General features: G+C 63.5%; 23 protein-coding genes. 15 read left to right on the top strand and 8 right to left on the bottom strand.

Annotated features, from left to right (window positions below):
• The first annotated feature begins 57 nt into the window (after positions 1–57).
• From JAB1_RS23170 to glpK, 5 genes are all read left to right on the top strand, one after another.
• A complete protein-coding gene (locus JAB1_RS23170; protein ID WP_070281960.1) occupies positions 58–1,458 on the top strand; it encodes a porin in 1,401 nt (466 codons plus the stop codon).
• 81 nt (positions 1,459–1,539) lie between these two features.
• Positions 1,540–3,561 carry an alpha-glucosidase gene (locus JAB1_RS23165; protein ID WP_070282052.1) on the top strand — a complete coding sequence of 674 codons (2,022 nt, stop codon included), beginning with the start codon at positions 1,540–1,542 and terminating at the stop codon, positions 3,559–3,561.
• Positions 3,562–3,568: 7 nt separating this feature from the next.
• Complete coding sequence (locus JAB1_RS23160) at positions 3,569–4,330, top strand: TSUP family transporter (protein WP_034778569.1); 762 nt, start codon at positions 3,569–3,571, stop codon at positions 4,328–4,330.
• Between the two features lie 43 nt (positions 4,331–4,373).
• Positions 4,374–5,933, top strand: coding sequence for a glycerol-3-phosphate dehydrogenase (glpD, locus tag JAB1_RS23155; protein WP_070281959.1), 1,560 nt, complete (start codon positions 4,374–4,376; stop codon positions 5,931–5,933).
• Positions 5,930–7,420, top strand: coding sequence for a glycerol kinase GlpK (gene glpK / locus JAB1_RS23150; RefSeq protein ID WP_034778574.1), 1,491 nt, complete (start codon positions 5,930–5,932; stop codon positions 7,418–7,420). Before glpD ends, glpK begins: the two co-directional genes overlap by 4 nt.
• A gap of 71 nt (positions 7,421–7,491) precedes the next feature.
• Here glpK and JAB1_RS30585 read toward each other — a convergent pair whose 3' ends face one another.
• The 3 genes from JAB1_RS30585 to alaC form a co-directional block, all read right to left on the bottom strand.
• A complete protein-coding gene (locus JAB1_RS30585) occupies positions 7,492–7,620 on the bottom strand; it encodes a hypothetical protein (protein ID WP_257217274.1) in 129 nt (42 codons plus the stop codon).
• Positions 7,621–7,654: 34 nt separating this feature from the next.
• A complete protein-coding gene (locus tag JAB1_RS23145) occupies positions 7,655–8,086 on the bottom strand; it encodes a hypothetical protein (RefSeq protein ID WP_070281958.1) in 432 nt (143 codons plus the stop codon).
• A 326-nt stretch (positions 8,087–8,412) separates the two neighbouring features.
• Entirely contained in the window at positions 8,413–9,630 is a 1,218-nt protein-coding gene (alaC, locus tag JAB1_RS23140) for an alanine transaminase (protein WP_070281957.1), read from the bottom strand.
• A gap of 340 nt (positions 9,631–9,970) precedes the next feature.
• On the opposite strand from alaC, the gene JAB1_RS23135 reads away from it, so the two are divergent.
• A complete protein-coding gene (locus tag JAB1_RS23135) occupies positions 9,971–10,624 on the top strand; it encodes a pentapeptide repeat-containing protein (RefSeq protein WP_083299903.1) in 654 nt (217 codons plus the stop codon).
• Between the two features lie 164 nt (positions 10,625–10,788).
• Here JAB1_RS23135 and JAB1_RS23130 read toward each other — a convergent pair whose 3' ends face one another.
• Complete coding sequence (locus JAB1_RS23130; RefSeq protein WP_070281955.1) at positions 10,789–12,003, bottom strand: MFS transporter; 1,215 nt, start codon at positions 12,001–12,003, stop codon at positions 10,789–10,791.
• 114 nt (positions 12,004–12,117) lie between these two features.
• Here JAB1_RS23130 and JAB1_RS23125 point away from each other — a divergent pair, with 114 nt between their 5' ends.
• Positions 12,118–13,044: a LysR family transcriptional regulator gene (locus JAB1_RS23125; protein WP_070282051.1), complete on the top strand. Its 927-nt coding sequence runs from the start codon at positions 12,118–12,120 to the stop codon at positions 13,042–13,044.
• 199 nt (positions 13,045–13,243) lie between these two features.
• Here the strand turns inward: JAB1_RS23125 and JAB1_RS23120 are convergent, their stop codons facing one another.
• Positions 13,244–15,511, bottom strand: a complete 2,268-nt coding sequence (locus tag JAB1_RS23120; RefSeq protein ID WP_070281954.1) for a carboxy terminal-processing peptidase — start codon at positions 15,509–15,511, stop codon at positions 13,244–13,246.
• 520 nt (positions 15,512–16,031) lie between these two features.
• On the opposite strand from JAB1_RS23120, the gene JAB1_RS23115 reads away from it, so the two are divergent.
• Together JAB1_RS23115 and JAB1_RS23110 are read left to right on the top strand one after the other, a co-directional pair.
• On the top strand, positions 16,032–18,002 hold the full coding sequence (locus JAB1_RS23115; protein ID WP_070281953.1) for a methyl-accepting chemotaxis protein: 1,971 nt from the start codon (positions 16,032–16,034) through the stop codon (positions 18,000–18,002).
• A gap of 49 nt (positions 18,003–18,051) precedes the next feature.
• Complete coding sequence (locus JAB1_RS23110) at positions 18,052–18,324, top strand: DUF2007 domain-containing protein (RefSeq protein ID WP_070256715.1); 273 nt, start codon at positions 18,052–18,054, stop codon at positions 18,322–18,324.
• A 13-nt stretch (positions 18,325–18,337) separates the two neighbouring features.
• Here JAB1_RS23110 and JAB1_RS23105 read toward each other — a convergent pair whose 3' ends face one another.
• On the bottom strand, positions 18,338–18,886 hold the full coding sequence (locus JAB1_RS23105; RefSeq protein WP_070281952.1) for a thymidine kinase: 549 nt from the start codon (positions 18,884–18,886) through the stop codon (positions 18,338–18,340).
• Positions 18,887–19,202: 316 nt separating this feature from the next.
• Here JAB1_RS23105 and JAB1_RS23100 point away from each other — a divergent pair, with 316 nt between their 5' ends.
• Both JAB1_RS23100 and JAB1_RS23095 read left to right on the top strand, forming a co-directional pair.
• A complete protein-coding gene (locus JAB1_RS23100) occupies positions 19,203–20,582 on the top strand; it encodes a cystathionine beta-synthase (protein WP_070281951.1) in 1,380 nt (459 codons plus the stop codon).
• Entirely contained in the window at positions 20,579–21,760 is a 1,182-nt protein-coding gene (locus JAB1_RS23095; protein WP_070281950.1) for a PLP-dependent aspartate aminotransferase family protein, read from the top strand. The genes JAB1_RS23100 and JAB1_RS23095 overlap by 4 nt, the downstream gene beginning before the upstream one ends.
• A 118-nt stretch (positions 21,761–21,878) precedes the next feature.
• Here JAB1_RS23095 and JAB1_RS23090 read toward each other — a convergent pair whose 3' ends face one another.
• Positions 21,879–24,077, bottom strand: coding sequence for a penicillin acylase family protein (locus JAB1_RS23090; protein ID WP_070281949.1), 2,199 nt, complete (start codon positions 24,075–24,077; stop codon positions 21,879–21,881).
• Positions 24,078–24,103: 26 nt separating this feature from the next.
• Positions 24,104–24,943, bottom strand: a complete 840-nt coding sequence (locus JAB1_RS23085) for a hypothetical protein (RefSeq protein ID WP_070281948.1) — start codon at positions 24,941–24,943, stop codon at positions 24,104–24,106.
• Positions 24,944–25,055: 112 nt separating this feature from the next.
• Between JAB1_RS23085 and JAB1_RS23080 the strand changes: the two genes are divergently transcribed.
• The 4 genes from JAB1_RS23080 (at position 25,056) to JAB1_RS23065 (ending at position 26,830) form a co-directional block, all read left to right on the top strand.
• Positions 25,056–25,502 carry a DUF2939 domain-containing protein gene (locus JAB1_RS23080; protein WP_070281947.1) on the top strand — a complete coding sequence of 149 codons (447 nt, stop codon included), beginning with the start codon at positions 25,056–25,058 and terminating at the stop codon, positions 25,500–25,502.
• Between the two features lie 125 nt (positions 25,503–25,627).
• Positions 25,628–26,131 (top strand): DUF2939 domain-containing protein, encoded by a 504-nt coding sequence (locus tag JAB1_RS23075; protein ID WP_217494318.1) that lies wholly within the window; start codon positions 25,628–25,630, stop codon positions 26,129–26,131.
• A 79-nt stretch (positions 26,132–26,210) separates the two neighbouring features.
• Complete coding sequence (locus tag JAB1_RS23070) at positions 26,211–26,423, top strand: hypothetical protein (RefSeq protein WP_070281945.1); 213 nt, start codon at positions 26,211–26,213, stop codon at positions 26,421–26,423.
• An 11-nt stretch (positions 26,424–26,434) separates the two neighbouring features.
• Positions 26,435–26,830, top strand: a complete 396-nt coding sequence (locus JAB1_RS23065) for a nuclear transport factor 2 family protein (RefSeq protein WP_070281944.1) — start codon at positions 26,435–26,437, stop codon at positions 26,828–26,830.
• The last annotated feature ends 57 nt before the right edge of the window (positions 26,831–26,887 follow it).

The following is a 26,887-nucleotide window of genomic DNA, read 5'->3' as shown; positions in this document are numbered from 1 at the left end:
AGGTAGGCAAGGCAGGGATCAGCAACCATACTCATAAAAAACACAGGAGACAAGATCATGCAAACGACTTTACGCAAAACCACATTGGCTGCGGCCATCACCGGCGTGCTTCTCTCGGCACCATTTGTTAGCGCTAACGTGCGCGCCGACGAACTGAGCGACATGAAAGCCATGCTGGCCCAGTTGCAGGACCGGGTGGCGCAGATGGAAGCGAAAGCGGCCCAGCCAGCACCAGCAGCGCCAGCAGCAGCGATGGCTGCCGCACCGGCAGCGGCGCCCGTGAAACCGGTCACCGGCTTCAACTGGAAACTGTACGGCCGTGGCGACATCGGCTATACAGTTTCGCGCGGCAAGGATGCCAGCGGGCGCCAGCTGACCAACCACCGCCTGAACCAGGGCGAGATGGCCAGCCGCCTGGGCCTCACGGGCGCCTGGGTCTTCAGCGATGAATACAAGGCCATCTTCGGCGTCGAGACGGGCTTGAACCTGTTCAACGGCAATGCGGGCGGCGGCACGCAAAACAACACCACCTCGTCCGTGCTGTTCAACCGCGGTTCCACCGTCGGCTTTGCCTCGACCACCTGGGGTTCGATCGAAGGCGGCACCATGTACATGGCGCCGTTCTGGGTCTCGCTGGGCGCCGACCTGGCCTCGGCGCACAATTACGGCGCCAACGACTTCAGCGCCCTGTTCTCGCTCACGCGTCCCGAATCCCTGGGCCGCTACCTGAAGGATCCCGTCACGGGCAACGCCAGCAAGACGACGAGTTTGGCCGGCAACAACTCGGGCACGGCCTTGTTCTACGGCAATGCGCTGCGCTACCGCAGCCCCACCTGGAACAACATCTCGGCGGAAGTGTCGTATTCGGCCGGCCAGCAGGCGTCTTCCGCCACCGACCTGGAAAACGATGGCCGCAGCTGGGCCGCCAACGTGCTGTACAAGAAGGGCGACCTGTTCCTCGGCTATGCGCACATGGATTACCAGCAGAGCAACGACATCAGCACGGGGGGCACGCCGAACTTCCTCAAGCGCAACCAGGTCACGGACATCGTTGGCGCGCGCTACAAGTGGCACGATTTTACCTTGGGCGGCTCCTACACCTCCTACCGCGTGTCGAACGCGGGCGGCTATGCGGCCGACGCCTTCGGCGTCTCGGGCGCCTACGACCTCGGCAAGCACCGCATCGAGGGCAGCCTGGCGCACATCAGCTATGACGGCGCCAATGCCAGGGGCGCGTTCGGCACGAACACGGGCGATGGCGTGGGCAAGCCCACGTCGACAGCCTACTCGCTGGGCTACCTGTACAACTTCCAGCCGACCCTGTCGTTCTACGCGTATGCCACGCGCATCGCCAACAACAGCCATGCCAAGCTGGGCGTATTGCAGTTCCGGGGGGACAATAACTACTTCGGCTACAGCCCCGTCGAGCTGACCGCCGGCATGTTCCTCGTCTTTTAATTTAGTGCTTATTTGTTGATGCACCGCCGGCCCGCCCCACGCCACCATGCGGGCGGCCGGTTTTCACAGGAGTTGATCGTCATGCAGTACACACTACACCAGGAAAATGACAGCGTCGCCCTGCGCTGCGCCGGCCGCTTGCTGCTGCGCCACGGCGCCGATAGCCCATGCGTGTTCGTCGGCCAGGGCCGCGAAAGCATGGAAATGTACCGCGGTAACTTCGCCATCGAGGATTATGTCGAGGAGCGCAGCGCCCTGCGCGCGCTGGCCGTCACGCAGGATGGCGATGGCGCCACCCTGAGCTTTGCGCGCCATGCGGGCGACACGCCGCAACTGGTGCTGGCCATCCAATCACAGCCGCATGGCGTGCACCTGGTGGTGCGCTACGCGGCGCCGGGCTGGAACCGGCTGTGGCTGCGCCTGCCCGCGGAACAGGACGAGCATGTCTGGGGCTGCGGCGAGCAGATGTCGTACTTCGACCTGCGCGGCCGCCACTTCCCCCTGTGGACGTCCGAGCCGGGCGTGGGCCGCGACAAGTCGACGCACCTGACGTGGCAGGCGGACGTGACGTCCAAATCGGGCGGCGACTACTATCACACGAATTATCCGCAGCCGAGCTTCATCTCCTCCCAGCGCTACTGCCTGCATGCGGAGACGACGGCGTATGCGGACTTCGATTTCCGCCAGCCGGATTTCCACGAACTGCAATTCTGGGCCATGCCCGAGCGCCTGGAATTCATGCTGGCCGAGACCTTCGTCGACCTGGTCGGCGTCGTCTCGCAGCGCTTCGGCCGCCAGCCACAGCTGCCCGCCTGGCTGCAAAATGGCGCCATGCTGGGCCTGAAAGGCGGCGAAGATCACGCGCGCGCCATCCTCGCGCAGGCGCAGGAGCACGGCTTGCCCGTCAGCGCCCTGTGGTGCGAAGACTGGGTGGGCTTACGCCAGACCTCGTTCGGCAAGCGCCTGTTCTGGGACTGGCGCTGGCAGCCGCAGCGCTATCCGGACCTGAAAAACTGGATCGCCGACCTGGCCAGACAGGACATCCGCTTCCTCGGCTACGTCAATCCCTACCTGTGCAACGACGGCACCCTGTACCAGGAAGCGCTGCGGCAGGGCTTTCTGGCCACGGCCATCGATGGCGGCGCCTACCTGGTCGATTTCGGCGAATTCGATTGCGGCGTCGTCGACTTCACCAACCCGGCCGCCGCGCTGTGGTTCGAGGAACGCATCCTGCGCCAGGAAATGCTCGACTTCGGCCTGTCCGGCTGGATGGCCGACTTTGGCGAATACCTGCCGATCGACCTGCGCCTGCACAATGGCGTCGATGCGCGCCTGATGCACAACGCCTGGCCGACCCTGTGGGCCGAAGTCAATGCGCGCGCCATCGAAGCAGCCGGCAAGACGGGCGACGCCACCTTCTTCATGCGCGCCGGCTACACGGGCGTGCAGGCGCACTGCCCGCTGCTGTGGGCGGGCGACCAGTCGGTCGACTTCAGCCGCCACGATGGCTTGCAGACGGTGATCTGCGGCGCCCTGTCGTCCGGCCTCCTGGGCAACGCCTACCACCACAGCGATATCGGCGGCTACACGAGCTTGTTCGGCAACCTGCGCACGGCGGAACTGTTCCAGCGCTGGACGGAGATGGCCGTATTCACGTCGATGATGCGCACGCACGAAGGCAACCGTCCCGACGAAAACTTCCAGTTCTACCAGGATGAACAGGTATTCCGCCACTTCGCCCGCATGACGCGGCTGCACGTGGCGCTGGCGCCGACCATCCGCGCCCTGGCCGAGGATGCCGTGGCGCGCGGCCTGCCGCTGCAACGCCCCCTGTTCCTGCACTATGAGCACGACCGCGCCACCTACGCCATCCAGGACCAGTATCTGTTCGGCCCCGACCTGCTGGTGGCGCCCGTGCATGCGGCGGGCGCTGCGCGCTGGAGCGCCTACCTGCCGCAGGGCGACGCCTGGATCCACCTGTGGAGCGGCGCCGCCTTCGAAGGCGGCCAGCGCGTGGAAGTCGATGCGCCGTTGGGCCAGCCGCCCGTGTTCGTGCGGCGCGGCTGCGCACAGCAGGACTTTTTCCTGTCGTTGGCGAAATGAGCCTGGCATGAGCGTGGCGTCGCATCTGCTGTTCCTGGCCTGCGTGGCGCTGGCCAGTTACGCGCAGAACTTGACGGGCTTTGCCTTCGGCCTGATCCTGCTGGGCCTGACGGCCGTGCTGCACCTGGCCAGCCTGGGCGACGTCGCCAACGTGGTCAGCGTGCTGGTGCTGGTGAATGCCGCCATCACGTTTGGCCGCACGCGCCCGCAGCTGGCCTGGCCCGTATTCGGCCCTGCACTGGCCGTCAGCCAGCTGGGCGTGGGCGCGGGCGTGGCCCTGCTGGGCTGGTTCAGCGCGCAGCAAGTGACCCTGCTGCGCTTCCTGCTCGGTTGCGCCATCGTCGTCTGCGCGTGCATGCTGGTGCTGCGCGCCAGCGCGCGTGCGCGGCAATCCGGCCTGCCCGCCTTCCTGTTCTTCGGCGGCGTGTCCGGCGTGATGGGCGGCCTGTTCGCCAGCGCCGGCCCGCCCATGGTGTACCACCTGTACCGCCAGCCATGGCCGGCCGACATGATCCGCCATTCGCTGATCGTGCTGTTCGCCGCGAATGCCGTGCTGCGCCTGGCCCTCGTGCTGGCGCATGGCCAGTTCAGCATGACTGCCCTGTGGCTGACCCTCGAGGCCTTGCCGCTGGTGACGGGGCTGACCTGGCTGGCGCGCCGCCACCCTTCGCGCCTGCCCATCGAGCACGTGCGCCGCGCCGTCTTCGTGCTGCTGCTGGTCGCCGGCCTGGCCCTAGTGCTGCCGCCAGTGCTGTCGCTGCTTGCCTGAGGCGGCGCCTTTTTTCCTTTTACTTTTACAAGACGAACCTTCCATGTCCGCTTCCCGCTTTTCCTCCCTGCCCGCCGACTGCGACCTGCTGGTCGTCGGCGGCGGCATCAATGGCGCCGGCATCGCGCGCGACGCGGCCGGCCGCGGCTTGCGCGTGGTGCTGTGCGAACAGCACGACCTGGCGCAGCACACCTCGTCCGCATCCACCAAGCTGATACACGGCGGCCTGCGCTACCTCGAGTACTATGAATTCAAACTGGTGCGCAAGGCGCTGCAGGAACGCGAAGTGCTGCTGCGCGCCGCGCCCCACATCATGTGGCCGATGCGCTTCGTCATGCCGCACGACGCCGCCCAGCGCCCCGCCTGGATGATACGCGCGGGCCTGTTCCTGTACGACCACCTGGCCAAGCGGGCCTTTCTGCCCGCCTCGCAAGGCATCGCGCTGGACAAGCACGCGGCAGGCGCGCCGCTGAAGGCCGGCTACCGCAAGGGCTTCGTGTATTCCGACGGCTGGGTCGACGATGCGCGCTTGGTGGTGCTCAACGCGCTCGATGCGCAGGAGCACGGCGCGCACATCCTCACGCGCACGGCCTGCATCGATGCGCGCCGCGACGGCGATGCCTGGCACGCCACCCTGCAAGCCGAGGATGGCCAGCGCAAGACCTTGCGTGCACGCGCCATCGTCAACGCGGCGGGACCGTGGACGGCGCAATTTTCCGGCGCGGCCGGCGGCGGCAAGACGCAGGGACTGCGCCTGATCAAGGGCAGCCACATCATCGTGCCGCGCCTGTTCGAGCATCCGAACGCCTATATCTTCCAGAACCCGGACCAGCGCATCATCTTCGCCATCCCCTACCAGGACGACTTTACCCTGATCGGCACCACTGACGAGGAATACAAGGGCGAAGTGAGCCAGGTGAAGATCAGCCAGGCGGAGATCGATTACCTGTGCCAGGCGGCGAACCGCTATTTCAAGCGCGAGATCAGCCCCGCCGACGTCGTGTGGACGTATTCGGGCGTGCGCCCCCTGCTCGACGACAGCGCGCAGAACGCGTCGGCCGTCACGCGCGACTACCTGCTGGAAGTGGCGCGCGGCGACGCGGCGACGGGAGCGCCCCTGCTCAATATCTGGGGTGGCAAGATCACCACCTACCGCAAGCTGGCCGAGGAAGCATTGGGCTTGCTGGCGCCCCTGCTGGAGAATGGCGCCCCGGCCTGGACGGCGCAAGCGCCCCTGCCCGGCGGCGACCTGCAGCAGGAGAATCGACTCGTGGACAGCCATGATTTCGACGGTTTCCTCGCCCGCTTCCAGCGCGATCACGCCTGGCTGCCGCCCGCGCTGGCGCGCCGCTATGCGCGCGCGTACGGCAGCCGCGCCACGCGCCTGCTGACGGGCGCCGCTTCGATGGCCGACCTGGGCGAGCAGCTGGCGCCCGGCCTGTACGAGGCCGAGGCGTGCTATCTGATCGAAGTGGAATGGGCCAGGAGCAGCGACGACATCCTGTGGCGGCGCAGTAAACTGGGTTTGCGCTGCGCGCCGGCCGACGTGGCCCGCCTGCAGCAGTGGCTGGCGGCCCATCTGACGCAAGAGGTGGCGGCATGACGTATTTGCTGGCCCTCGACCAGGGCACCTCCAGTTCGCGCAGCATGGTGTTCGATGAAACGGGCGCCATCGTCGCCGTGGCACAGCGCGAGTTTCGCCAGCTATTCCCGCAACCGGGCTGGATCGAACACGACCCGATGGAAATCTGGCACAGCCAGCTGGCGACCTGCCGCGAAGTACTGGCCAAGACAGGCCTGAAGGCAGATGCCCTCGGCGCGCTGGGCATCACCAACCAGCGCGAGACGACGGTGGTGTGGGACCGCGCCACGGGCGAACCCGTCTACAACGCCATCGTCTGGCAAGACCGCCGCACGGAAGCACTGTGCGAGGACTTGCGCGCGCGGGGCCTGGCCGGCGCCATCCACGCGAAAACGGGCCTGGTGCTCGACCCGTATTTTTCCGGCACCAAGCTGCGCTGGATACTCGACGCCGTGCCCGGCGCCCGCGCGCGGGCCATGCGCGGCGAACTGGCCTTCGGCACCATCGACACGTGGCTGGCGTGGCAGATGACGGGCGGCCGCCTGCACGTGAGCGACGTCACCAACGCTTCGCGCACCATGCTGTGGAACTTGCATGAAGGCTGCTGGGATGCCCAGCTGCTCGACTGGCTGGGCATTCCCGCCAGCCTGCTGCCGTCCGTCCATCCATCGAGCCACGTGTATGGCGAAACGGATGCGGAGGTGCTGGGCAGCCCCGTCATCATCGGCGGCATCGCCGGCGACCAGCAGGCGGCGCTGTTCGGCCAGACCTGTTTCACGCCGGGCATGGCCAAGAATACCTATGGCACGGGCTGCTTCTTGCTGCTCAACACGGGCGAGCAGTGCGCGCAATCGCAGCATGGCTTGATCAGCACGGCCGCCTGCCAGGTGGGCACGCAGCCCGCGTATGCGCTCGAAGGCAGCGTCTTCATCGGCGGCGCCGTGGTGCAGTGGCTGCGCGACGGCCTGGGCGCCATCGGCCACGCGGGCGAAGCGGAAGGCCTGGCCGCCTCCGTGCCCGATTCGGGCGGCGTGGTCTTCGTGCCTTCGTTTACAGGCCTGGGTGCGCCGTACTGGGTGCCATCGGCCAAGGGCGCCATCCTGGGCTTGAGCCGGGGCAGCACGGTGGGCCACATCGCCCGCGCGGCGCTCGAAGCGATCGCCTTCCAGAGCGCCGCCCTGCTGGATGCCATGACGCGCGACGCGCAAGCGCCCATCACCGAGCTGCGCGTGGACGGCGGCGCCTGCGCCAACAACCTGCTGCTGCAATTCCAGGCCGACCTGCTGGGCATCCCCGTGGTACGCCCGCAAGTGATTGAAACGACCGCCCTGGGCGCGGCCTATCTGGCGGGCCTGGCCATCGGCCAGTACCGTGGCGTGGAAGAGCTGGCGTCGCACTGGCGCGCCGACAGGACGTTTTTACCCACCATCGGCCGCGACCAGGCGGGCAGCCTGATGCAGCAGTGGGAAGTGGCGGTGCGGCGGTTTGCGGGAAATGGGGAGGGATAGCGAGCACTTGCAGCCGCACGCATACCAACATGCCGCCTGCGAGCGGCGGCAGCACCTGATTAGCGGACAAATTAACGGGAAAGGAAGGTATTGAGTATCGACAAGGTGAGCAAAATCACTCCCGCGCTCGTGCCGACCGCCGCAACCAGGTTGCGGCTGCGCTCTTCATCTTGCAAGAATTGATGAACTAATTGTGCCATGATCGAAGTCCCTGTTTGCTTCAGGTTAGTCAGGTTAACCCTGTGTTGTCAAGTGGATGTCCGAGTATAGCCATCCGGCCGCGATGGTAAGTATCGCAGAGGCAAGCAACACGCGATAGTGGCGCAGCGTTTTCAAGCCACCGGTGAAACCACACTTTTTCGTCGGAAACACAGGTCCTGCCGCCGCAATCAGCGCATGAAAGACCAGCACGGCGACCACCAGCCAGAACGTATTCGTGCTCCACAATTGGGATACCACCTTGCCGGCTGCAGGATGCTGCAGTTCATACAGCCCGTTGACGCACATGCCCAGCCCCGCCCACGACAGTTGGCCATCCTTGATGGCAACCAGCGGATTGGCCCGCGCCTTTTCCGTCGTGGACAAGTCAAAAAGAAAGAAGGCACTCAAAAAGACGAGGGGCAATAACGTTGGAATAAACAGATTCACCAGATGCCAATCGTTCATGACGCTCCCATGGCGGCGTTTGACGCGACAATATATGCAACTTGGGATGGTGACAGCGACCAGCGCGGTGGACGATGACAAAAGTCATGCGATGGCGGTCTTGTGCAGCGTATTGCCGGTGCACAGTTCCCGGCGGTAAAACCGGGAAGGCAATTGGGCAAAAAAAAGCCCGCTGCGGGAGCGGGCTGAATCTATTTCCTTGGAGGAAGATAGAGGAGACAGATGAATGATGCCGCGTTGCAGCATATAAAACCACTTTATATTCGTGATGTCAGAAATACGCAACGGTGATATTAAGGGCAACGAAGAATTCCATGCGGCAACTTTTACATTGCCGTTTCCGTTTTTGCGTCGCCGGAACGCAACATATTCTTGATGCCGCGCAACGCTTGCCGTACCCTCGCCTCGTTTTCGATCAGGGCGAAGCGCACGTATTCGTCGCCGTATTCGCCGAAGCCGATGCCGGGCGACACGCTGACCTTGGCTTTTTGCAGCAGCAGCTTGGCGAACTCCAGCGATCCCAGGTGGCGGTACGCTTGCGGGATATGCGCCCAGATATACATCGAGGCCTTCGGTTTTTCCACCATCCAGCCCGCTTCATGCAAGCCTTTCACCAGCACGTCGCGGCGGCGCTGGTATTGGGCGCAGATTTCCGTCACGCAGCTCTGGTCGCCTTCCAGCGCGGCGATGGCCGCCACCTGCACGGGCGTGAAACTGCCATAGTCGTGGTAGCTCTTGATGCGCGCCAGGGCCGCCACCAGTTCCGCATTGCCCACCATGAAACCGATGCGCCAGCCCGCCATGTTGTAGCTTTTCGACATGGTGAAAAATTCCACGGCCACGTCGCGCGCGCCGGGCACCTGCATGATGGACGGCGCCTTCCAGCCATCGAAAGTGATGTCGGCATACGCCAGGTCATGCACCACCAGAATATTGTGCTGTTTCGCCAGCGCGACGACCCGTTCAAAGAATTCCAGCTCCACGCATTGCGCGGTCGGGTTGGACGGGAAGCCCAACACCATCATCTTCGGTTTCGGGTAGCTTTCGCGGATCGCCCGTTCCAGCTCGGCAAAAAAATCCACGCCTGGCCCCATGCGCACGGAGCGGATGTCGGCACCCGCGATGACGGCACCCCAAATGTGGATCGGATAGCTGGGATTGGGCACCAGCACCGTGTCGCCACGGTCGAGCGTCGCCAGCATCAGGTGGGCCAGGCCCTCTTTCGAGCCGATGGTGACGATGGCTTCGCTGTCCGGGTCGATGTCGACCTCGTAGCGCTTCTTGTACCAGTGTGCAATGGCGCGGCGCAAACGGGGAATACCTTTTGATGCGGAATAGCCGTGCGTGTCGGGGCGTTTCACCGTCTCGACCAGCTTGTCCACGATGTGGGCCGGCGTGGCGCCATCGGGATTGCCCATCGACATGTCGATGATGTCCTCGCCACGGCGGCGCGCGGCCATCTTGAGTTCGGCGGTGATATTGAAAACGTAGGGGGGAAGGCGATTGATGCGCGAAAAGCTGCGCGGAGCTTGGCTGTCGGTCATGGTTATCTCTGTACGTAAGCGCCCGGATCCGTCCGAGCGACGTTGGCGCAGTGGCTGCGCCTGAGAAGATACTAACCCGGCCTTGCGCAAACTGGCAAGGCCGATTCGGACAAGCTACAATACGCGCTGATCGAAAATGAGCGCACCGGTTGGTAACCCGGTAAGTGCCTGGCACCGTCCAGCATGCTCCCGCCCACGCGGACCCACGGCGCTGACCCTTGGCTGTTACACCAGCCGGGGAGGTGTTCTGGTTCGTGCATCTTTCCGCCGCGCCATCCCTCCCCTGCTTTCTATTTTAGGAATGAGACGGATGGCAACACACGACACCGCAGTAACTGGCATGACCCTGGACCGGACCGGCATCGAGCAGCAGCTGGCCCTGCCCGTGCGCCACTTCATCGATTGCGCGTTCGACGGCGAAGACTTGTCGCGCCTCGATTTGCAGGGCTGCACCTTCGAGCGCTGCACCTTTGCCGACACCAACTTATTCGCCAGCAAGCTGGCGCGCAGCACGTGGCGGCGCTGCCGCGCGGGCAGCGCCGATTTCGAATCCGTCGACGCCGTCGACGCCAGCTTCGAAGGCTGCGACCTGAACAACACGAAATGGCGGCGCGCCAAGCTGGCCTCGGTCACGTTCCGCGGCTGCAAGCTGACGGGCGCCGCGTTCGAGGAAGTGGCCCACCTGGGCCTCACCTTCGAAGACAGCCTGCTGGTGGGCGCCGATCTACGCGGCTTTTCGTTCCGCAAGGCGATACTCAAACAGCTGGATTTTTCCGACGCCTACCTGGCCGGCTGCGATTTCCGCGACGCCGTCTTCGAAGGCGGCAGCCTGCGCAACGCCACGATCAAGCTGGCGAAGTTCCAGGGCGCGGACTTGCGCGGCGCCGATATCGACGGTTTCAAATTGAGCGAAGCGGCGCTGCTGAAGGGCGCCGTCATCACGCATGCGCAGGCGGCCAACTTCATGCGAGCGCTCGATCTGGTGGTGATTTAATCTGAACAGGCAAAAAAAAAGCCCGCTGCGGGAGCGGGCTGAATCTATTTCCTTGGAGGAGATAGAGGAGACAAATGCATCTTGCGGCATCGCGGCATATCACGCCACTTTATCTTCATGATGATAGAAATACCTGTCAGTGATAACGAGGCGCCATCAGGGTTTCACGCCGTGCGGCGTGTGGCTTGCGGTAAAAATTCTCCCAGCCACACCAGCAGGGCCAGGCCTGGAAACGCCATGCCTGTCAACAAGGTCGCTTGCCAGCCATAACTTGCGTACACCCAGGCGCCAATGGCCGAGCCGGCCGCGCCGCCGGCAAAGAACAGGGCGAAATACAGGCCGTTCAGGCGGCCCCGCACTTCCGCGCCCAGGCTGAAGATGGCGCGCTGTCCCAGCACCAGGTTGGCGGCCACGCCCATGTCGAGCACGATGGAAGCGACGACCAGCAGCCCCAGCGCCACATGTTTTGACTCCGGCGCCAGCATCGGCAAGGCAAAGGCGACGATGCCCAGCGCCAGCGCAGCGGCCGTGGCTGGCAAGGTGTGGCCAGCATCGGCCAGACGGCCGGCGATGGGCGAAGCGACGGCGCCTGCCATGCCCACCAGGGCAAAGATGGCGATACCCGTTTGCGACAGGCCGAACGCGGGGCTGGACAGCACCAGCGGCGTGACGGTCCAGAACAGGCTGAAGGCGCCAAACAAGCCAGCGTGATAGGCGGCGCGGCGGCGCAGCACGGGCGTGCCCAGCAGCAAATGCCACAAGGACGCCATCAAGGCCGGATAACGCATGTTCGACACGGGCTGGCGCACGGGCAAGGCGCGGCGCAGCACGAGCGCCAGCAGCACCATCAGCACGGCGGCGCCGCCAAACACCACATGCCAGCTGGCATGGGCCGCCACCAGCGAGGCCACTGGACGGGCCAGCATAATGCCCAGCAACAAGCCGCTGACCACCTTGCCCACCGTCTGCCCACGCGTCGCTTCCTGCGACAGGTGGGCGGCAAACGGCACGATCACTTGCGCCGCCACGGAACCGAGGCCGATGGCCAGCGCGGCAGCGAGAAACACGATGGCGCCCGTGGAAAGGGCCGCCATCACCAGGGCCGTGGCCGTCACCAACAAGGCAGTGATGATCAGGCGGCGGTTTTCCAGCAAGTCGCCCAGCGGCACGACAAACAGCAGGCCCAGGGTATAGCCCACTTGCGTCAGGGTGACGATCAGCCCGGCCGCCTTGGCCGACAGGCCAGTCGAAGCGCTGATCGGCCCGACGAGGGTTTGTGCGTAATACAGATTGGCGACGATCAGGCCGGAAGCGATGGCCAGCAGCAGCACCATGGCGGGCGCAATGTCGTGGGGAGCAGAAGGTGAGGCCTTGTTCATGTTGTTTCCTCGGTTCGATAGGGATGTCGCTATTTTATGCAAAGCCGGGGCAAAGATAATTAGGGCATAATCGCCCTACACTTTTCACATAATATGAACAATGAAAGCTATCCCATGGACAAGATCAAGGCCATGCAGACCTTCGTGCGCATCGTCGAAGCCAACAGCTTTTCCAAGGCGGCCGAAACCTTGAATTTGCCGCGCGCAGCGCTGACGGCCACCCTGCAAAAGCTGGAAGCCTACCTGGGCACGCAACTGCTGCAGCGCACCACGCGCCGTTTGTCCCTGACGCCGGAAGGGGCCGAGTACTTTCGCCATTGCCTAGATATCCTGAAGGCCGTCGACACGGCGGAACTGGCCTTCCGTGGCCCTGACGCGAAAAAACCGCGCGGTTTGCTGCGCATCAACCTGCCCAATACGGTGGGCCGGCGCCTGATCATTCCCCATATCGCGCAATTCCACGCCGCCTGGCCAGACGTGCAATTGCAGCTGAGTCTGACAGACCGCCTGGTCGACCTGACGCAAGAAGGCATCGATTGCGCCTTGCGCGTGGGCACCTTGCAAGATTCCGCCTTCATCGGCAAGCAGGTCGGCCTGATGCGCTTCGTCACCTGCGCGTCCCCTGCCTACCTGGCGCGGCACGGCACGCCGCACACCCTGGCCGACCTGGCCGCGCACCGGGGCATCATGCATTACTCGGGCCGCACGGGGCGCGCCTTCGATTGGGATTTTCTTCAAGGCAAGGAGGTCGTGCGCGTACAGATGGCCGGCCCCATCGCCGTCAACGACGCGGACGCCAGCGTCGATTGCGCCCTGCAAGGGTTGGGCCTGGCACAGGCGGCCGTGTACCAGGTGCGCGCGCACCTCGACAGCGGTGCCCTGGTGGCCGTGCTGCCCGGCTGTTCGCCGACGCCCATGCCCATGTCGCTGCTGACGCCGCAAGGCCGATTGGCCACGCCCAAGCTGCAAGCGTTTGCCGGCTGGATCACGGCCCTGCTGGCTGGCCAGCCCGACGTGCAACTGCCCACGCACAAAATCTGAGACAAAAAAAAGCCCGCTACAAAGAGCGGGCTGAATCTATTTTCTTGGAGGAGAATAGAGGAGACAAGTGAATTATGCTGCATCGCGGCATATCAATCCAATTGATTGTTGGAATGATAGAAATACACCAGACAGATAACTGACAGGGCGAAAAAAAACCGGCTCCGCAAGAAACCGGTTTTTTACTGCGTGAAAAGCCTTACTTTGCCGCCGTCACCGGTGTTGCCTTGGTGTCCGCGCCATACGGCAAGACCTTGGACGCCAGGCGGGTATCGGCCTTGATCAGCGCCACTTCGTCTGCCAGGATGCGCGCCGCTTCGTTCAGCAGCACGTCCTTGGCGCTCTTCGCGGCCGTTTCAGCGTCCAGTTCCGCGCTCAGGGCCCGCTCGTCGCCCTGCAAGCCATCGTCGGTGCGCAAGGCGCCTTTCACGGCGGCAATCTGCTTGGCCGTCTTGTTGGCCGCTTTCGCGCCCTTCAGCACGTCTTTCGGATCAGGAATGACCACCAGGTCGTCGGCAGGGTTCGAAATCTGCGCGATCAGGCGTTTTTCACGGGCCTTGGCGCGCGCTTCCTGGGCATCGCGCTCCTTGCGACGCACGGTTTCATTGAGCGAAATCTGGTTTTCCTTGCGCTGCTTGACGACGAGGGCGATGTCATCGAGCAAATACTGGAAATCCTTGTCCTTGGCCACGCGCGCATCATGCTTCTTGTCCAGCAGCGGCACGATGTCCTTCAGGTCGCCCGTCGGCATGTAGGGCGCCGGCTTGATGGCTACCCATGGCAGGGCATTGTCATAGCTCGATTCGCCGAAGTTTTCCGCGTCCGACATGGCTGGCAGCTTGATGTCAGGCGTGACGCCGCGCAACTGCGTGGTGCCGCCATTGATGCGGAAGAACTGGGCGATGGTCATTTTCAGCTCGCCGAAACGGGCTTTCTCGCTGCCGCCGAAACGGTCGAGATTGAACAAGGTCTGCACCGTGCCCTTGCCAAAGCTGCCTTCGCCGATGATCACGCCACGGCCGTAGTCCTGCACGGCGGCGGCGAAAATTTCGGAAGCGGATGCCGAGCCGCGGTTGATCAGCACGCCCATCGGGCCATCCCAGGCCAGGCCGGCGCTGGTATCGCTTTCCACTTCGACCTTGCCTTCGGCATTGCGCTGCATCACGACAGGGCCCTTGTCGATGAACAGGCCCGTCAGTTCGACGGCTTCATTCAGCGATCCGCCGCCATTGTTGCGCAAGTCGATCAGGACGTTGTCGACCTTGTCCTTCTTCAACTCGGCCAGCAAGCGGCTGACGTCGCGCGTGGCGCTTTTGAAGTCCTTGTCGCCGCGGCGGCGCGCTTCGAAGTCCTGGTAGAACGTCGGCAGGGAAATGACGCCGATGCGGCGCTTGACGCCATTGTCGCGCACTTCGATGATCGATTTCTTCGCCGCCTGCTCTTCCATGCTGATTTTCTTGCGCACCAGCGGCAAGACCACGTGCTTGGCGTCCGGGCCGGCGTCGGCCGGCAGGATGTCGAGGCGCACCACGGAATCCTTGGCGCCGCGGATCAGCTGCACCACGTCGTCGATGCGCATGCCCAGCACTTCGGTGATGGGGCCGCTTTCGCCCTGCCCCACGCCGACGATGCGGTCGCCCACTTTCAGCTTGCCCGACAAGCCGGCCGGGCTGCCTGGCACGACTTCGCGCACCACCGTGTATTCGTCGCGCGTCTGCAGCACGGCGCCGATGCCTTCGAGCGACAGCCGCATGGCGATGTCAAAATTGTCCGAAGCGCGCGGCCCCAGGTAATTGGTATGCGGTTCGATCGACATGGCGTAGGAGTTCATAAAGATCTGGAACACGTCTTCGCTGTTGAGCTTGCGCGCACGGGTCGTGTAGCTCTCATAGCGCTTGTCCAGCGTCTCGCGGATGGCCTTGTCTTCCTTGCCCGCCAGTTTCAGGCGCAGCCAGTCGTTCTTGACGCGCTTGCGCCACAGGTCCCGCACTTCCTCGTCGTTCTTCGGCCAGGCGGCCTTTTCGCGGTCGAGCTGGTAGCTCTCGTCGGCCGTAAAGTCGAACTTGGTTTTCAGCAATTCACGCGCATACGCCATGCGCTCGTCGAAACGCTGCTGGTACAGGTTATAGATGGCAAACGGCGCCGTCAGGTCTTCATTGATGATGGCGTCATCGAGCTTGGTGCGCAAGGGCGCGAAACGGTCGATGTCGGCTTGCACGAAAAACAGCTTTTCCGCGTCCAGGGACTTGAAATAGCGGTCGAAGATCTTCTCCGACATGGCGTCGTCGAGCGGCATGGCCTTGTAATGGACGCGTGTCAATACGCGCGATGCCCACAAGGCGGCCTGCGTTTGCTGGGCCAGCGGCTTCATGGGTAGCGGAGGAGCGGCGCTCTTGTCCGTCTGGGCTGCGCCAGCGTGGGCTGACAGGGCAAGCACCAGGGTGACCAGCATCATTTGCTTCTTCATCGGCTTCTCCGAAAATTAGTTGAATCAATTCCAGGCGGCGCAGCCATGCATGCGCCAGCCAGCAAGACAGTAAGGGGAATACACGACTGGTCTGCATATTATTCTACAGGATACGGCCTGGCAGTCTCCCATGGAATATCAGTTTCTTCCTGGAAGCTTAAACGCGAATTAAAGGCGGCGTCTCATTCATTACAAAGTGAAACATTCGTGAGAAAAATTACATCGCCCCTCGGCGCCAAAGATCAAACGCTCCATTGAAATCGAAAAAGTCAATAGGCCATTTTTATAATCCTTGATACGGATGATGTTTTTACGCGAAAAATTGATTCCTGCGGGAAACACTTAGTAACAAAACGCAAGCAACATGCTATCATCGCGCCCTGAAATCCAGCTTGCCTGTGCGCGGCTCCCAACGCCGGCGCGCCTCAGTTTCAACAGTATTCCCCACCAGATCACCTCCCCGCGTGTCATGTCATGACCAGGAATGGCCGAGCTGATTACCCTTTGCCAGACTCACACTATGCCTACAAAATCATTCTCCCCCCGCCACTGGAGTGTCGGCGGCAAGATCACCATTTTTACCTTTGCCCTGGTCAGCCTGATCCTCGCCAGCCTGACGACCTTGATCAGCATCCGCACCTCGGCTGCGCTGGAACAGCGCGCCGAAGCGGCCGTCACCAGCGAACTCAATAGCGTCATGACCACCACGGAAGTGTTTCACACGGCCATGGTCAACGAGGCGGCCAGCTTTGCGCGCCTGTTCGCTGCCGAATTTCCCGGCCCGTTCACGGTCGACGCGGGTGCGATGGTGGCCGTGGCCGGCAAAGCCACGCCCGCCCTGGCCAACGGCGGCAAGGTGCTCAACCTCGACACGGCCGTGGTCGACCGCTACACGGCGCAAACGGGCGTGATCGCCACCATTTTTGCCGCCAATGGCGATGAATTCGTGCGCATCAGCACCTCGCTGAAAAAGCAGGATGGCGAACGGGCCATCGGCACGCAGCTCGACCACAACCACCCCAGCTATGCGCCGCTGCGCGCCGGCCAGCGCTTCGTTGGCATGGCCACCTTATTTGGCAAGCAATACATCACGCAATATGATCCCGTGCGCGATGCGGGCGGCAAGGTGGTCGGCGTGCTGTTCATCGGCTTGGACATCAGCAAGAATCTGGCCATGCTGAAAGAGAAGATTCGCCAGGTCAAGATCGGCCAGACGGGCTACATCTATATCGTCGACACGGCCCCCGGCGCCAACTACGGCCACCTGGTGCTGCACCCGAACAGCGAAGGCAAGAGCGCGCTCGAGTTCAAGGCCAGCGACGGCCGCCTGTTCATCCAGGAAATGCTGGCGCAAAAGGACGGCGCCACGCGCTACACGTGGACGGCGCCCGGCGAAACGGCTGCCCTCGCGCGCGAAAAGCAGCTGTTTTACCGTCAATTCAAGGATTGGCAATGGATCATCGCGGGCGGCACGTTTACGGACGAAATCACCCTGGAAGCGCGCCAGATGCGCAACCAGCTGGCCATTTCCGGCTTCATCGCCCTGCTCGTCTTCGCCCTGCTGCTGTACTGGCTGGTGCGCACCCTCGTGTCGCGCCCGCTGGCCGCCGCCGAAACGGCCGCCGCGCAGATTGCCGCCGGCGATCTGACGGTGCACCTCGATACCAGCAGCCTGGACGAAATCGGCCGCCTGCTGCTCGCCATGAACCGCATCAGCGACAACTTGTCGCAAGTGGTCAGCAATGTGCGCGGCAGCGCCGGGCAGATCGCCACGGCATCCGGTGAAATCGCCAGCGGCAACCTGGACTTGTCGAGCCGCACGGAACAGCAAGCCAGTTCGCTGGAAGAAACAGCCGCCTCAATGGAAGAACTCAGTTCCACCGTACGCCAGAACGTCGACCATGCCCAGCAGGCAAGCCGGCTCGCGCACGACTCCTCCAGCCTGGCAGCAGAAGGCGGCGCCGCCGTGGCGCAAGTGGCCAGCACCATGGATGCCATCCGCAGTTCGTCGGGCAAGATCGCCGACATCATCGGCGTCATCGACGGCATCGCCTTCCAGACGAATATCCTGGCCTTGAACGCGGCCGTGGAAGCGGCGCGCGCCGGTGAGCAGGGACGCGGCTTTGCCGTCGTCGCCACCGAGGTGCGCACCCTGGCGCAGCGCTCGACGGCAGCGGCGAAAGACATCAAGGACCTGATCCAGGCATCCGCCAGCACGGTGGACCTGGGCCACGCGCAAGTGAGCCAGGCCAGCGCCACCATGGACACCGTGGTGGCCAGCGTGCAGCAAGTGAGCACCATCATGGCCGAAATCGCCCAGGCAAGCGAAGAGCAGCGCAGCGGCATCGAGCAAGTCAACCAGGCCATCGCCCAGATGGACCAGGTAACCCAGCAGAATGCGGCCCTGGTGGAAGAAGCGGCCGCGGCCGCCGACGCCTTGCAGGAGCAGGCGCAGGAGCTGAACCAGGTGGTAGGCGTGTTCAAGCTGTAAAAGCGGGTCCGGTGCTAAGATGGCGCATACCACCGCGCCAGGATAGACCATGCACGACGACTACGTTTTAATTGCCCGGCTGATGATCCCCACGGATGCGCACGTCATCCGCGGCTGCCTGGCAGCGGCCGGCATCGACGTGCTGCTGACGGACGACCAGCACATGCAGGCCGACATGCTGCTGGCAGCCGCCATCGGCGGCGCCCGCGTGCTGGTGCGCGAACACGACGTGGCGCGCGCCAATGACATCCTGGCCGCCTTCGAGCGGGGCGATCTGGCGCTGGCGGACGATGCCGATGTAGGCGCGCCAGTCGCCGAATAATTTACGAGTAGATTTACGAGTAGAAACAGCGCCCGCATGCCTGGCGGTAACTCTCGTTGCCGCCAATGCTGATCTGTTCGCCTTCCTTGATGCGGCGGCCCTGCTCATCCACGCGGATGTTCATCGTGGCCTTCTTGCCGCAAGTACAAATATTCTTCAATTCCTCGATATCGTCGGCCAGCGCCAGCAGATAGGCCGAGCCGGGGAACGGTTCGCCCTTGAAATCCGTGCGCAAGCCGTAGCAGATGACGGGCACGCGCTTCACTTGCGCCAGTTGGTGCAGCTGCTGCACCTGGGCCGTGCTGAGAAATTGCGCCTCATCCACCAGCAAACAGGCGACCTGGGGGATATCGTTGAGGAAATTCGTGTCGGCATGGAAGATATCGACCTGGCGCTGCGGGCCCAGGCGCGAGGTGACACGCCCCACGCCGTAGCGGCTGTCGATGGCGGCCGTGTACAGGCGTACCTGCTGGCCCTGCTCTTCATAGTTGTGCGCGACTTGCAACAAGGCCGTCGACTTGCCCGCGTTCATTGCGGAATACCGGAAATAAAGTTTTGCCACTGCCGCCTGCCCTGTTTGTCTGGTTTTCAGGATACTGTTTAGTTCCTTTTCGAGGCGTGATTATAAATCGCAATGGCGGGCTTGCGGCAGCTTAATAGTTGTGTCATTGGTGCGGCAAGCGGGCAAAAAACGGCGCATACTCGAAGCGCGCACGCTGTTGCCGCGCTGCAGCCGATATGCGCAAAGCGCATATGCAAGCATGCAAACATTCGTTCGCCGCACTCGTCCACCCGCCTACACTGCGCGGCACGGAAGGCGGCTCGGGACACAATCCCGGGCGGCTGTTTCTCTGACAGGAGCCACCATGAATGATCGAATGCCATCCCCACCCCAGCCGCCAGCGCTATACAAGCTGATCGGCAATACCCCGCTGGTCGAAGTGACCAGGCTTGACACGGGCCTGTGCCAGCTGTTCCTGAAACTGGAATCGCAAAATCCCGGCGGTTCCATCAAGGACCGCATCGGCCTGTCCATCATCGAAGCGGCCGAAGCCGACGGCCGCTTGCAGCCGGGCGGCACCATCGTCGAGGCAACGGCCGGCAACACGGGCATCGGCCTGGCGCTGGTCGGCCGCATCAAGGGCTACCGCGTGATTCTCGTCGTGCCCGACAAGATGTCGACGGAAAAAGTGCTGCACCTGAAAGCCCTGGGCGCGGAAGTGCACACCACGCGCTCGGACGTGGGCAAGGGCCATCCCGAGTACTACCAGGATTACGCGGCGCGCCTGGCGCGCGAACTGCCGGGCGCCTTCTTTGCCGACCAGTTCAACAATCCCGCCAATCCGCTGGCCCACGAAACGACGACGGCGCCCGAAATCTGGGAACAAAGCGGCCATGACGTGGACGCCATCGTCGTCGGCGTCGGCTCATCCGGCACCCTGACGGGCCTGACGCGCTACTTCCGCAAGGCGCAGCCGAAGCTGGAATTCGTGCTGGCCGACCCGCAAGGCTCCATCCTCACCGAATACATCGACACGGGCAAGGTATCGGACACGAGCGGCTCGTGGGCCGTCGAAGGCATCGGCGAAGACTTCATCCCCTCGATCGCCGACATGGACAGCGTCACCAAGGCCTATACCATCAGCGACCAGGAAAGTTTTGATTCCGCGCGCGCCCTGCTGCTCGCCGAAGGCATTTTGGGGGGCTCGTCGACGGGCACCCTGCTGGCCGCCGCCCTCAAATACTGCCGCGAACAGACCACGCCGAAGCGCGTCGTCACCTTTGTCTGCGACACGGGAACGCGCTATCTATCCAAAGTCTATAACGATGGCTGGATGCGCGACCAGGGCTTGTTGCAGCGGGCCGTGTCGGGCGACTTGCGCGACCTGATCGGGCGCCGCTACGACGAGGGCGATGTCGTCAGCGTGGCGCCGGGCGACACCCTGCTGACGGCCTTCAACCGCATGCGTGCCAGCGACCTGGCCCAGCTGCCCGTCATCGATGGCGGCCAGCTGGTCGGCATTATCGACGAATCGGACTTGCTGCTGCATGTCTCGGGCGACGCCGCCCATTTCGCGGGTCTGGTGGGCGCCACCATGACGACGCAGATCGAAACCCTGGCGCCGTCCAGCGGCTTGCCCGCCCTGCGCGCCACCCTGGACCGGGGCTTGACGGCCGTCGTCGCCGACGATACTGCCTTCTATGGCCTGATCACCCGCTTCGACCTTCTCAACCACTTACGCAGGACACTATCTTGAGCCAGCACATTCCCCGCAAGAGCCGCCTCGCCACGCGCGTCATCCACGCCGGCCAGTCGCCCGACCCGTCGACGGGCGCCATCATGCCGCCCATTTACGCCACCTCCACTTTCGTGCAGGACAGCCCCGGCGTGCACAAGGGACTCGACTACGGCCGCTCGCACAACCCCACGCGCTGGGCGCTCGAGCGCTGCGTGGCCGACCTGGAAGGCGGCAGCGCGGCCTTCGCGTTTGCCTCGGGCCTGGCCGCCATCTCGTCCGTGCTGGAATTGCTGGATGCGGGCAGCCATATCGTCGCCGGCGACGACATGTACGGCGGTACCTACCGTTTATTCGAGCGCGTGCGCCGGCGCTCTGCCGGCCACGAATTCACGTACGTGGATCTGACGAATCCCGAAAACCTGCTGGCCGCGCTGCGCCCGGAAACGAAAATGGTGTGGGTGGAGACGCCCACCAACCCGATGCTGAAACTGGCCGACCTGCGGGCGATTGCCGACATCTGCCGCGCACGGGGCATCATCGCCGTGGCGGACAACACCTTCGCCAGCCCGCTGGTGCAGCGCCCGCTGGAACACGGCTTCGACATCGTCGTGCACTCGACCACCAAGTATTTGAACGGCCACTCGGACATCATCGGCGGCATCGCCATCGTCGGCGCGGAAGAGCGCCAGGCGGAGTGGCGCGAGCAGCTGGGCTTTTTGCAAAACTCGGTGGGCGCGATTGCCGGGCCGTTCGACAGCTTCCTCGCCCTGCGCGGCGTGAAAACCCTGGCTATCCGCATGCAGCGCCATTGCGAAAGCGCCCTGGCGCTGGCGCAGTGGCTGGAGCAGCAAAAGGAAGTGCGCAAGGTGTTTTATCCGGGACTGGCCTCGCATCCGCAGCACGCGCTGGCGCAGCGCCAGATGGATGGTTTCGGCGGCATCATCTCCATCGATCTCAATACGGATCTGGCCGGCGCGCGGCGCTTCCTCGAACGCTGCGAGGTGTTTGCCCTGGCCGAAAGCCTGGGCGGCGTGGAAAGCCTGATCGAACACCCCGCCCTGATGACGCATGCCAGCATCCCGCCGGAACAGCGGGCAAAACTGGGCATAGGCGACGGCTTGATCCGCCTGTCGGTGGGCATCGAGGATATCGAGGATTTGCGCCACGACCTGCGCACGGCGCTCGACGCGATTTGAGGTGGGGATTGTCGGATTACGCGGCGTACCGCCGCTAATCCGACCTACATGCCAGGGGATACCGTAGGTCGGATTAGCGAAGCGTAATCCGACACATCGTTGCCATGAACAGCAACGTTCACTCCCCCGGCCGGTACCTGCGCTCCAGGTGCCTGGCCACGTCCTCGGGATAAAACAGCACCTCCTTGAATTCGCCGCGCGCATACATGGCCGCCTGGTCCTGGAAGTGGGGCGACTTCGGGTCGCCGCTCTGGCCGCCGGCGAGGATGCTTTTCGCCTTGATGCGGGGGCCGAATTCCACGGCCGCCACAAAGCTGTTGCCGCGCTCGCCGTAGATGCGTCGCGTCGTACTCTTGCTGCTCTGCCCATATGCGGCCAGCGCGCCCCAGTTGCCCGACGCGTAAGGCACGGGCAGGCTGGCTTGCGCATCGTCGAACGGCTGCACCACGTCGCCTGTCAGGCGCTGGTAGCGGTTGATCTCGCCCCACGGCGTTTGCCAGTTGCCGAAATCGCGCCGCAGCTTATCGGCCGCACTGGCCAGTGCGGCCAGCCGCTGCTGCGCCGTGACCTTGTCCGTCGCCATAAAGTCGACCACGGGCACGCCCTGCTCGCGCGCCTGCTTGCCTGCCAGCTCAGCCAGCTCCTGGCCCCAGAACACGGCCAGCGAGGTGGCGGTGGACGTCAGCGAATAGCGCCAGTCCCAGGCACGCAGCAAAGCCACCTTGTCGGCCAGCGCCAGCTTTTGCGGCGAATTCTCAGGTAGCGCATCGTACGCCGCGAACAACGGCGGCAGCAAGGATTCGAACGCCGTCAGTTCGCTGTCGTAGGAGGCGGCGATCAGGCTGTCCAGGGTAAAACCCGTCCTGTTCTGGAAAACCTTGACGGCATGCAGGCCGCGCGCGTTTTCGCCATACACGGACATGTAGGCGGGATAGTCGTGCTGGCGCGGGCTGTTGGCGCCGGCCGCCGAATACGGCCAGTTGTTCGTGTTCTGGATCCAGCCATTCTTCGGATTGAACATGGTGATGGTTTGCGCCACCGTGTGCAACCCTTGCCATTCCGTGGCCGGGTCGCTGCCATCGACAGGCTGCTTCCAGTTGAAGCGCGGGTCGCGCACGGGGATGAAATTGCCATGAAAGTAAGCGATATTGCCATCCGCATCCGCATACACCGTGTTGTTCGACGAATTCGTGCGCAACTCCATCGTCTTGTAGAACGCCGCATAATCGCGCGCCTTGGTGCGCGTGTACGACTGCATGAGCGCCTTCAACGGCTCGTTCATCAGGCGCACTGCCACCCATTTACCGTCCAGCGCGCGCACGATGGGGCCGTGGTGGCTGTAGTAGACGGTGATGGTTTTGGCGCCCATGCCGCCATCAGCCAGTCTATATGGCAAGGTGATGGGCACGGCCTTCAAGGGACGCAGCCCGCCGTCATAGCGATAGAACCATGCGCCATCCCGGTCGACGATGCTTTCCAGGTATTCGTCGATGACATCGCCGCCGCCCGAGGTATGCATCCAGCCGAGACGGTCGTTAAAACCCTGGTAGACAAAGAACTGGCCCCAGGTGACGGCGCCATACGCGTTCAAGCCTTCGCCGCTGGTGACTTGCACTTCAGGGCGGAAGTAGAACGAGGTGTGCGGATTGATCATCAGCAGCGCATGGCCGTTTTTCGTGATGGCGGGCGCGATGGCGAAGCCGTTCGAGCCGCTGGGTTCAGGATCCAACCCGGTCTCCACGCTGGCCAGCGCCACGGCGGCAGGCCTGGCTTGCTGGCCATAGAACGCTTCGAGCTGCGCCAGGTTGACCGATTCGATATCGCCGCCGATGCTGCCTTCGCTGAAGCTCAAGGCCATCCACGGCTCGAAATGCGCGATCAGCCGCGGTTTCACCTGCGGATGCGTGGCCAGATAAAAATTCAGGCCATCGGCAAAGGCGTCCATCAGCTTGCGCAGCCACGCCGGGCTGGCGCGGTACTGCGCCTGCAAGTCGGCCGGATCGATGAAGAGCTTCATGCGCAGGTCGCGGTACAGCTCCCGCTCGCCCTCCACTTCCGCCAGGCGCCCCGTGGCGTTGATGTAATTGAGTTCCACGCGGGGGAAATCGTCCTCGGCCTGGGCATACATCAGGCCAAAGACGGCATCCGCATCGCTCTTGCCCGTCACATGGGGCACGCCCCACGTGTCGCGCGCGATGCTGACATTGGCGGCCTGCGCCTGCCAGCGGGCCATGTCGGCACTGGATGCCGCCAGCACGGGAGGAACGGCAACGATGCCGCAGGCGATGGCGGCGAACAGGGTACGGCTATGCAGCATGCACTACTCCAGAATCAAGTCGGCAATCAGGATGCATCGATCAGCGCGGCGATGCGCTGGTTCAATTCGGTATTTTCCGCCTGCAGCTGCGCCACTTTCTGTTTCAGGCTGGCGATCTCGCCGCGCAGGCGTTCCGCTTCGGACGGCGCCTGCGCCGCGTTTTCCGCCCACGGCTCGTTGCCCGTTTCCGGCGTATCCTGCGGCACGTGGGGTGCCTTCGGCTCGCGCGGCGTGCGCGTGGCGGCGCGCTGTTCGCGGATTTCCTTGGCCGCCTGGCGTAATAATTTCTTGCCGCCGGCGACGGCCGCGACCTGTTCTTCCGGCGGCAGGGACGCCACGGTGGCCGCCGCATTGATGGAGATCGTGCCCGAGCGGACGGCTTCCACCAGTTCCGGCGACGCCGCCTTCTGGATCTTCTCGATCTGGCTGATCTGGTTGCTGCTCAAGCGGGCCGCCTTGGCCACCTCTTCGCGCGTGCTCATGGCCGGCTTCGGCGCGTTTTCGCCGTCCGGCGCATCCTGGGCACTGACGGGCGCCGGACTGCGCGCGGCGACGATTTCCTTCTTGCGCAGGGCCAGCACGCCGCGCTGGAAGTCCGACACGCTGCGGCGCGCCAGGTGATTGTCGATCATCCACAGCATGACATCGTCGAGCGAGGTAAAGCTGGTGTTCTGGATGGTCTTGAATTCGATGCCGTGCTGGCGGCAGATGGCGTAGCGGTTATGCCCGTCGATCAGCACGTCGTTCCACAGCACCAGCGCGTCGCGGCAGCCTTCGGCCAGCAGGCTGCGTTCGAGCGCCGCGTATTCGCTGACGGTAAGCGGATCGATATACGACTGCAGCACCTGATTGATAGTGATATTCATGGTTGTCCTCAATATTGCGGCGCGATGGTCCGCGCCGGCACGAATGCTACACCATCCGCCACCCCTGGCCGGGTAAAATCACGGCGGCACAGCTCATACAAAAACACGGACCATGAAAAGAAAGTACGCCACCGCGATCATTTTTACCGTTGCCGCCATCGGCTTCACCTGGGTCAGCCCCTACATCGCCATGTACCGCATCAGCATCGCGGCGAAATCCGTGCGCCTGGAAAACCTGGCGCAGCAGGCCGACCTGCCCGCCGTGCGTGCCAGCGTGGCGCGCCAGTTGCGGGCGGCCGGCGAAACGGCCAACGAAGAGGACTTCAAGGAAATGCTCGACACCATCGTCTCGCCGCCCGGCATTACGGTATTGATCCTGCACGGCAAGCAGGGGGCGGACGGCAAGCGCCACGACTTTGGCATGGCATACCGCTCGTGGAACGAAGTGGTGCTGCGGCGCAGCGGCGCTGGCCCCGCCGCCAGCCAATTTTTGCTGCGCCGCCATGGCATCTGGGACTGGAAACTGACGGACATCACCTTGCCGCCGGAATTACTTTAAAGAAACTTGATCTAAAACAACACTTACCTAAACCTCTATATTGATTTTGGGAAATATTATGTAGAATGCCAACACTTCAGGCGCACCGGGTCGCCAGGCATCCAAAAGATTGCACAATGAAAAGAATGATGCTTCTTGCTGTAGTGGCACTGGTCGCGCTGGCCGGCGTCTTCTATGGCAGCCCGTATTTCACCATGAACAAGATACGCGCGGCCACGATGGACGAGGATACGCAGGCCCTGGCCGCGCATATCGACCTGCCCCAGCTGCGCGGCAGCCTGGGGCAGCAACTGCATGCCCTGTTCTCGGCGCCGGAAGTGGCCGACGACATCAACCCCGACGTCATCGACCCTTTGCTCGATACCATGCTGATGCCCGAGGGCATCGTCGCCTTGATGAAGCTCAATGACCGCTACGAAAAACCGATCGCCAAGGTCAGCGATATCAGCGGCCGCAAGCGTACTACCAAACCCGACTACAAACTGCGCTACACCTCCTGGGACAGCGTCGTGGTGCAGCGCGCGCACAGCAAAAGCCATATCGGCGAGCTGACCCTGGCGCGCGACGGCCTGTGGCACTGGAAGCTGGTGTCGGTGGCCCTGCCGAAAAACCTGCTGGCCGACGCGTAAGGCACCAGGCCCGCGTAGCGGCAAACCAGCGGCGGTGCGACACTGCTATCATCGGGTTTTGATTTCCAACGGAGGCAACATGTCAGACCTGGTACAACACGCCCTGACCCACGCGGGCAAACCGGCCACCACGCCGTGGGTGGTGACCCTGACCAGCGGTGAGAAACTCACCGGCCCCATTTTCCCGCTCAGCGACGGCTGCTACGCCATCGGCTTGGGACAAATCAAGTATTTTTCCAGCGACAAGGTCGCCTGCCTGAATGTATCGGGCGCCGGCGCGTTTCCCATCTGAAGACCTTGGCAATGGACCGCACGCAGGACAGTCCGCAAGGCAACGCACACCTGGCGGCGCAGTTGCAGGCGCTGGAAGCGGCGCTGCAAAGCCAGGCGGTGCGTGCTGACAGCGCCAGGCTGGCAGCACTGCTGGCCGACGAGTTCGTCGAATTCGGCAGCTCGGGCAATCTCTGGACGCGCGCGGCGACCTTGGCAGATCTGCCGGCAGAAGATTTTTGCCTGCGCAGCATCAGCGATTTCCAGGCCCGCTTGCTGGCCGAGGATGTTGCCTTCGTTACCTACCGCTCGCAGCGGCACGCCAGCAGCGCCCTGCCCGCCAGCGCCAGCTTGCGCAGTTCGCTGTGGAAGTGGCGCGATGGCCGCTGGCAAATGGCGTTTCACCAGGGCACGCCGATTCCCGGCTGATCCGCCTCCCTTCGGACGCTTTTCCCACGTCCGCTCCACCGGCGCGGGAAAAAGCCG

Origin of the sequence: Janthinobacterium sp. MP5059B, from assembly GCF_001758645.1 — a bacterium.
GTDB classification, from domain to species: domain Bacteria; phylum Pseudomonadota; class Gammaproteobacteria; order Burkholderiales; family Burkholderiaceae_D; genus Janthinobacterium; species Janthinobacterium lividum.
Note: the sequence above shows the minus strand (reverse complement) of the source record. Positions and strands in the feature narration are given on the sequence as shown.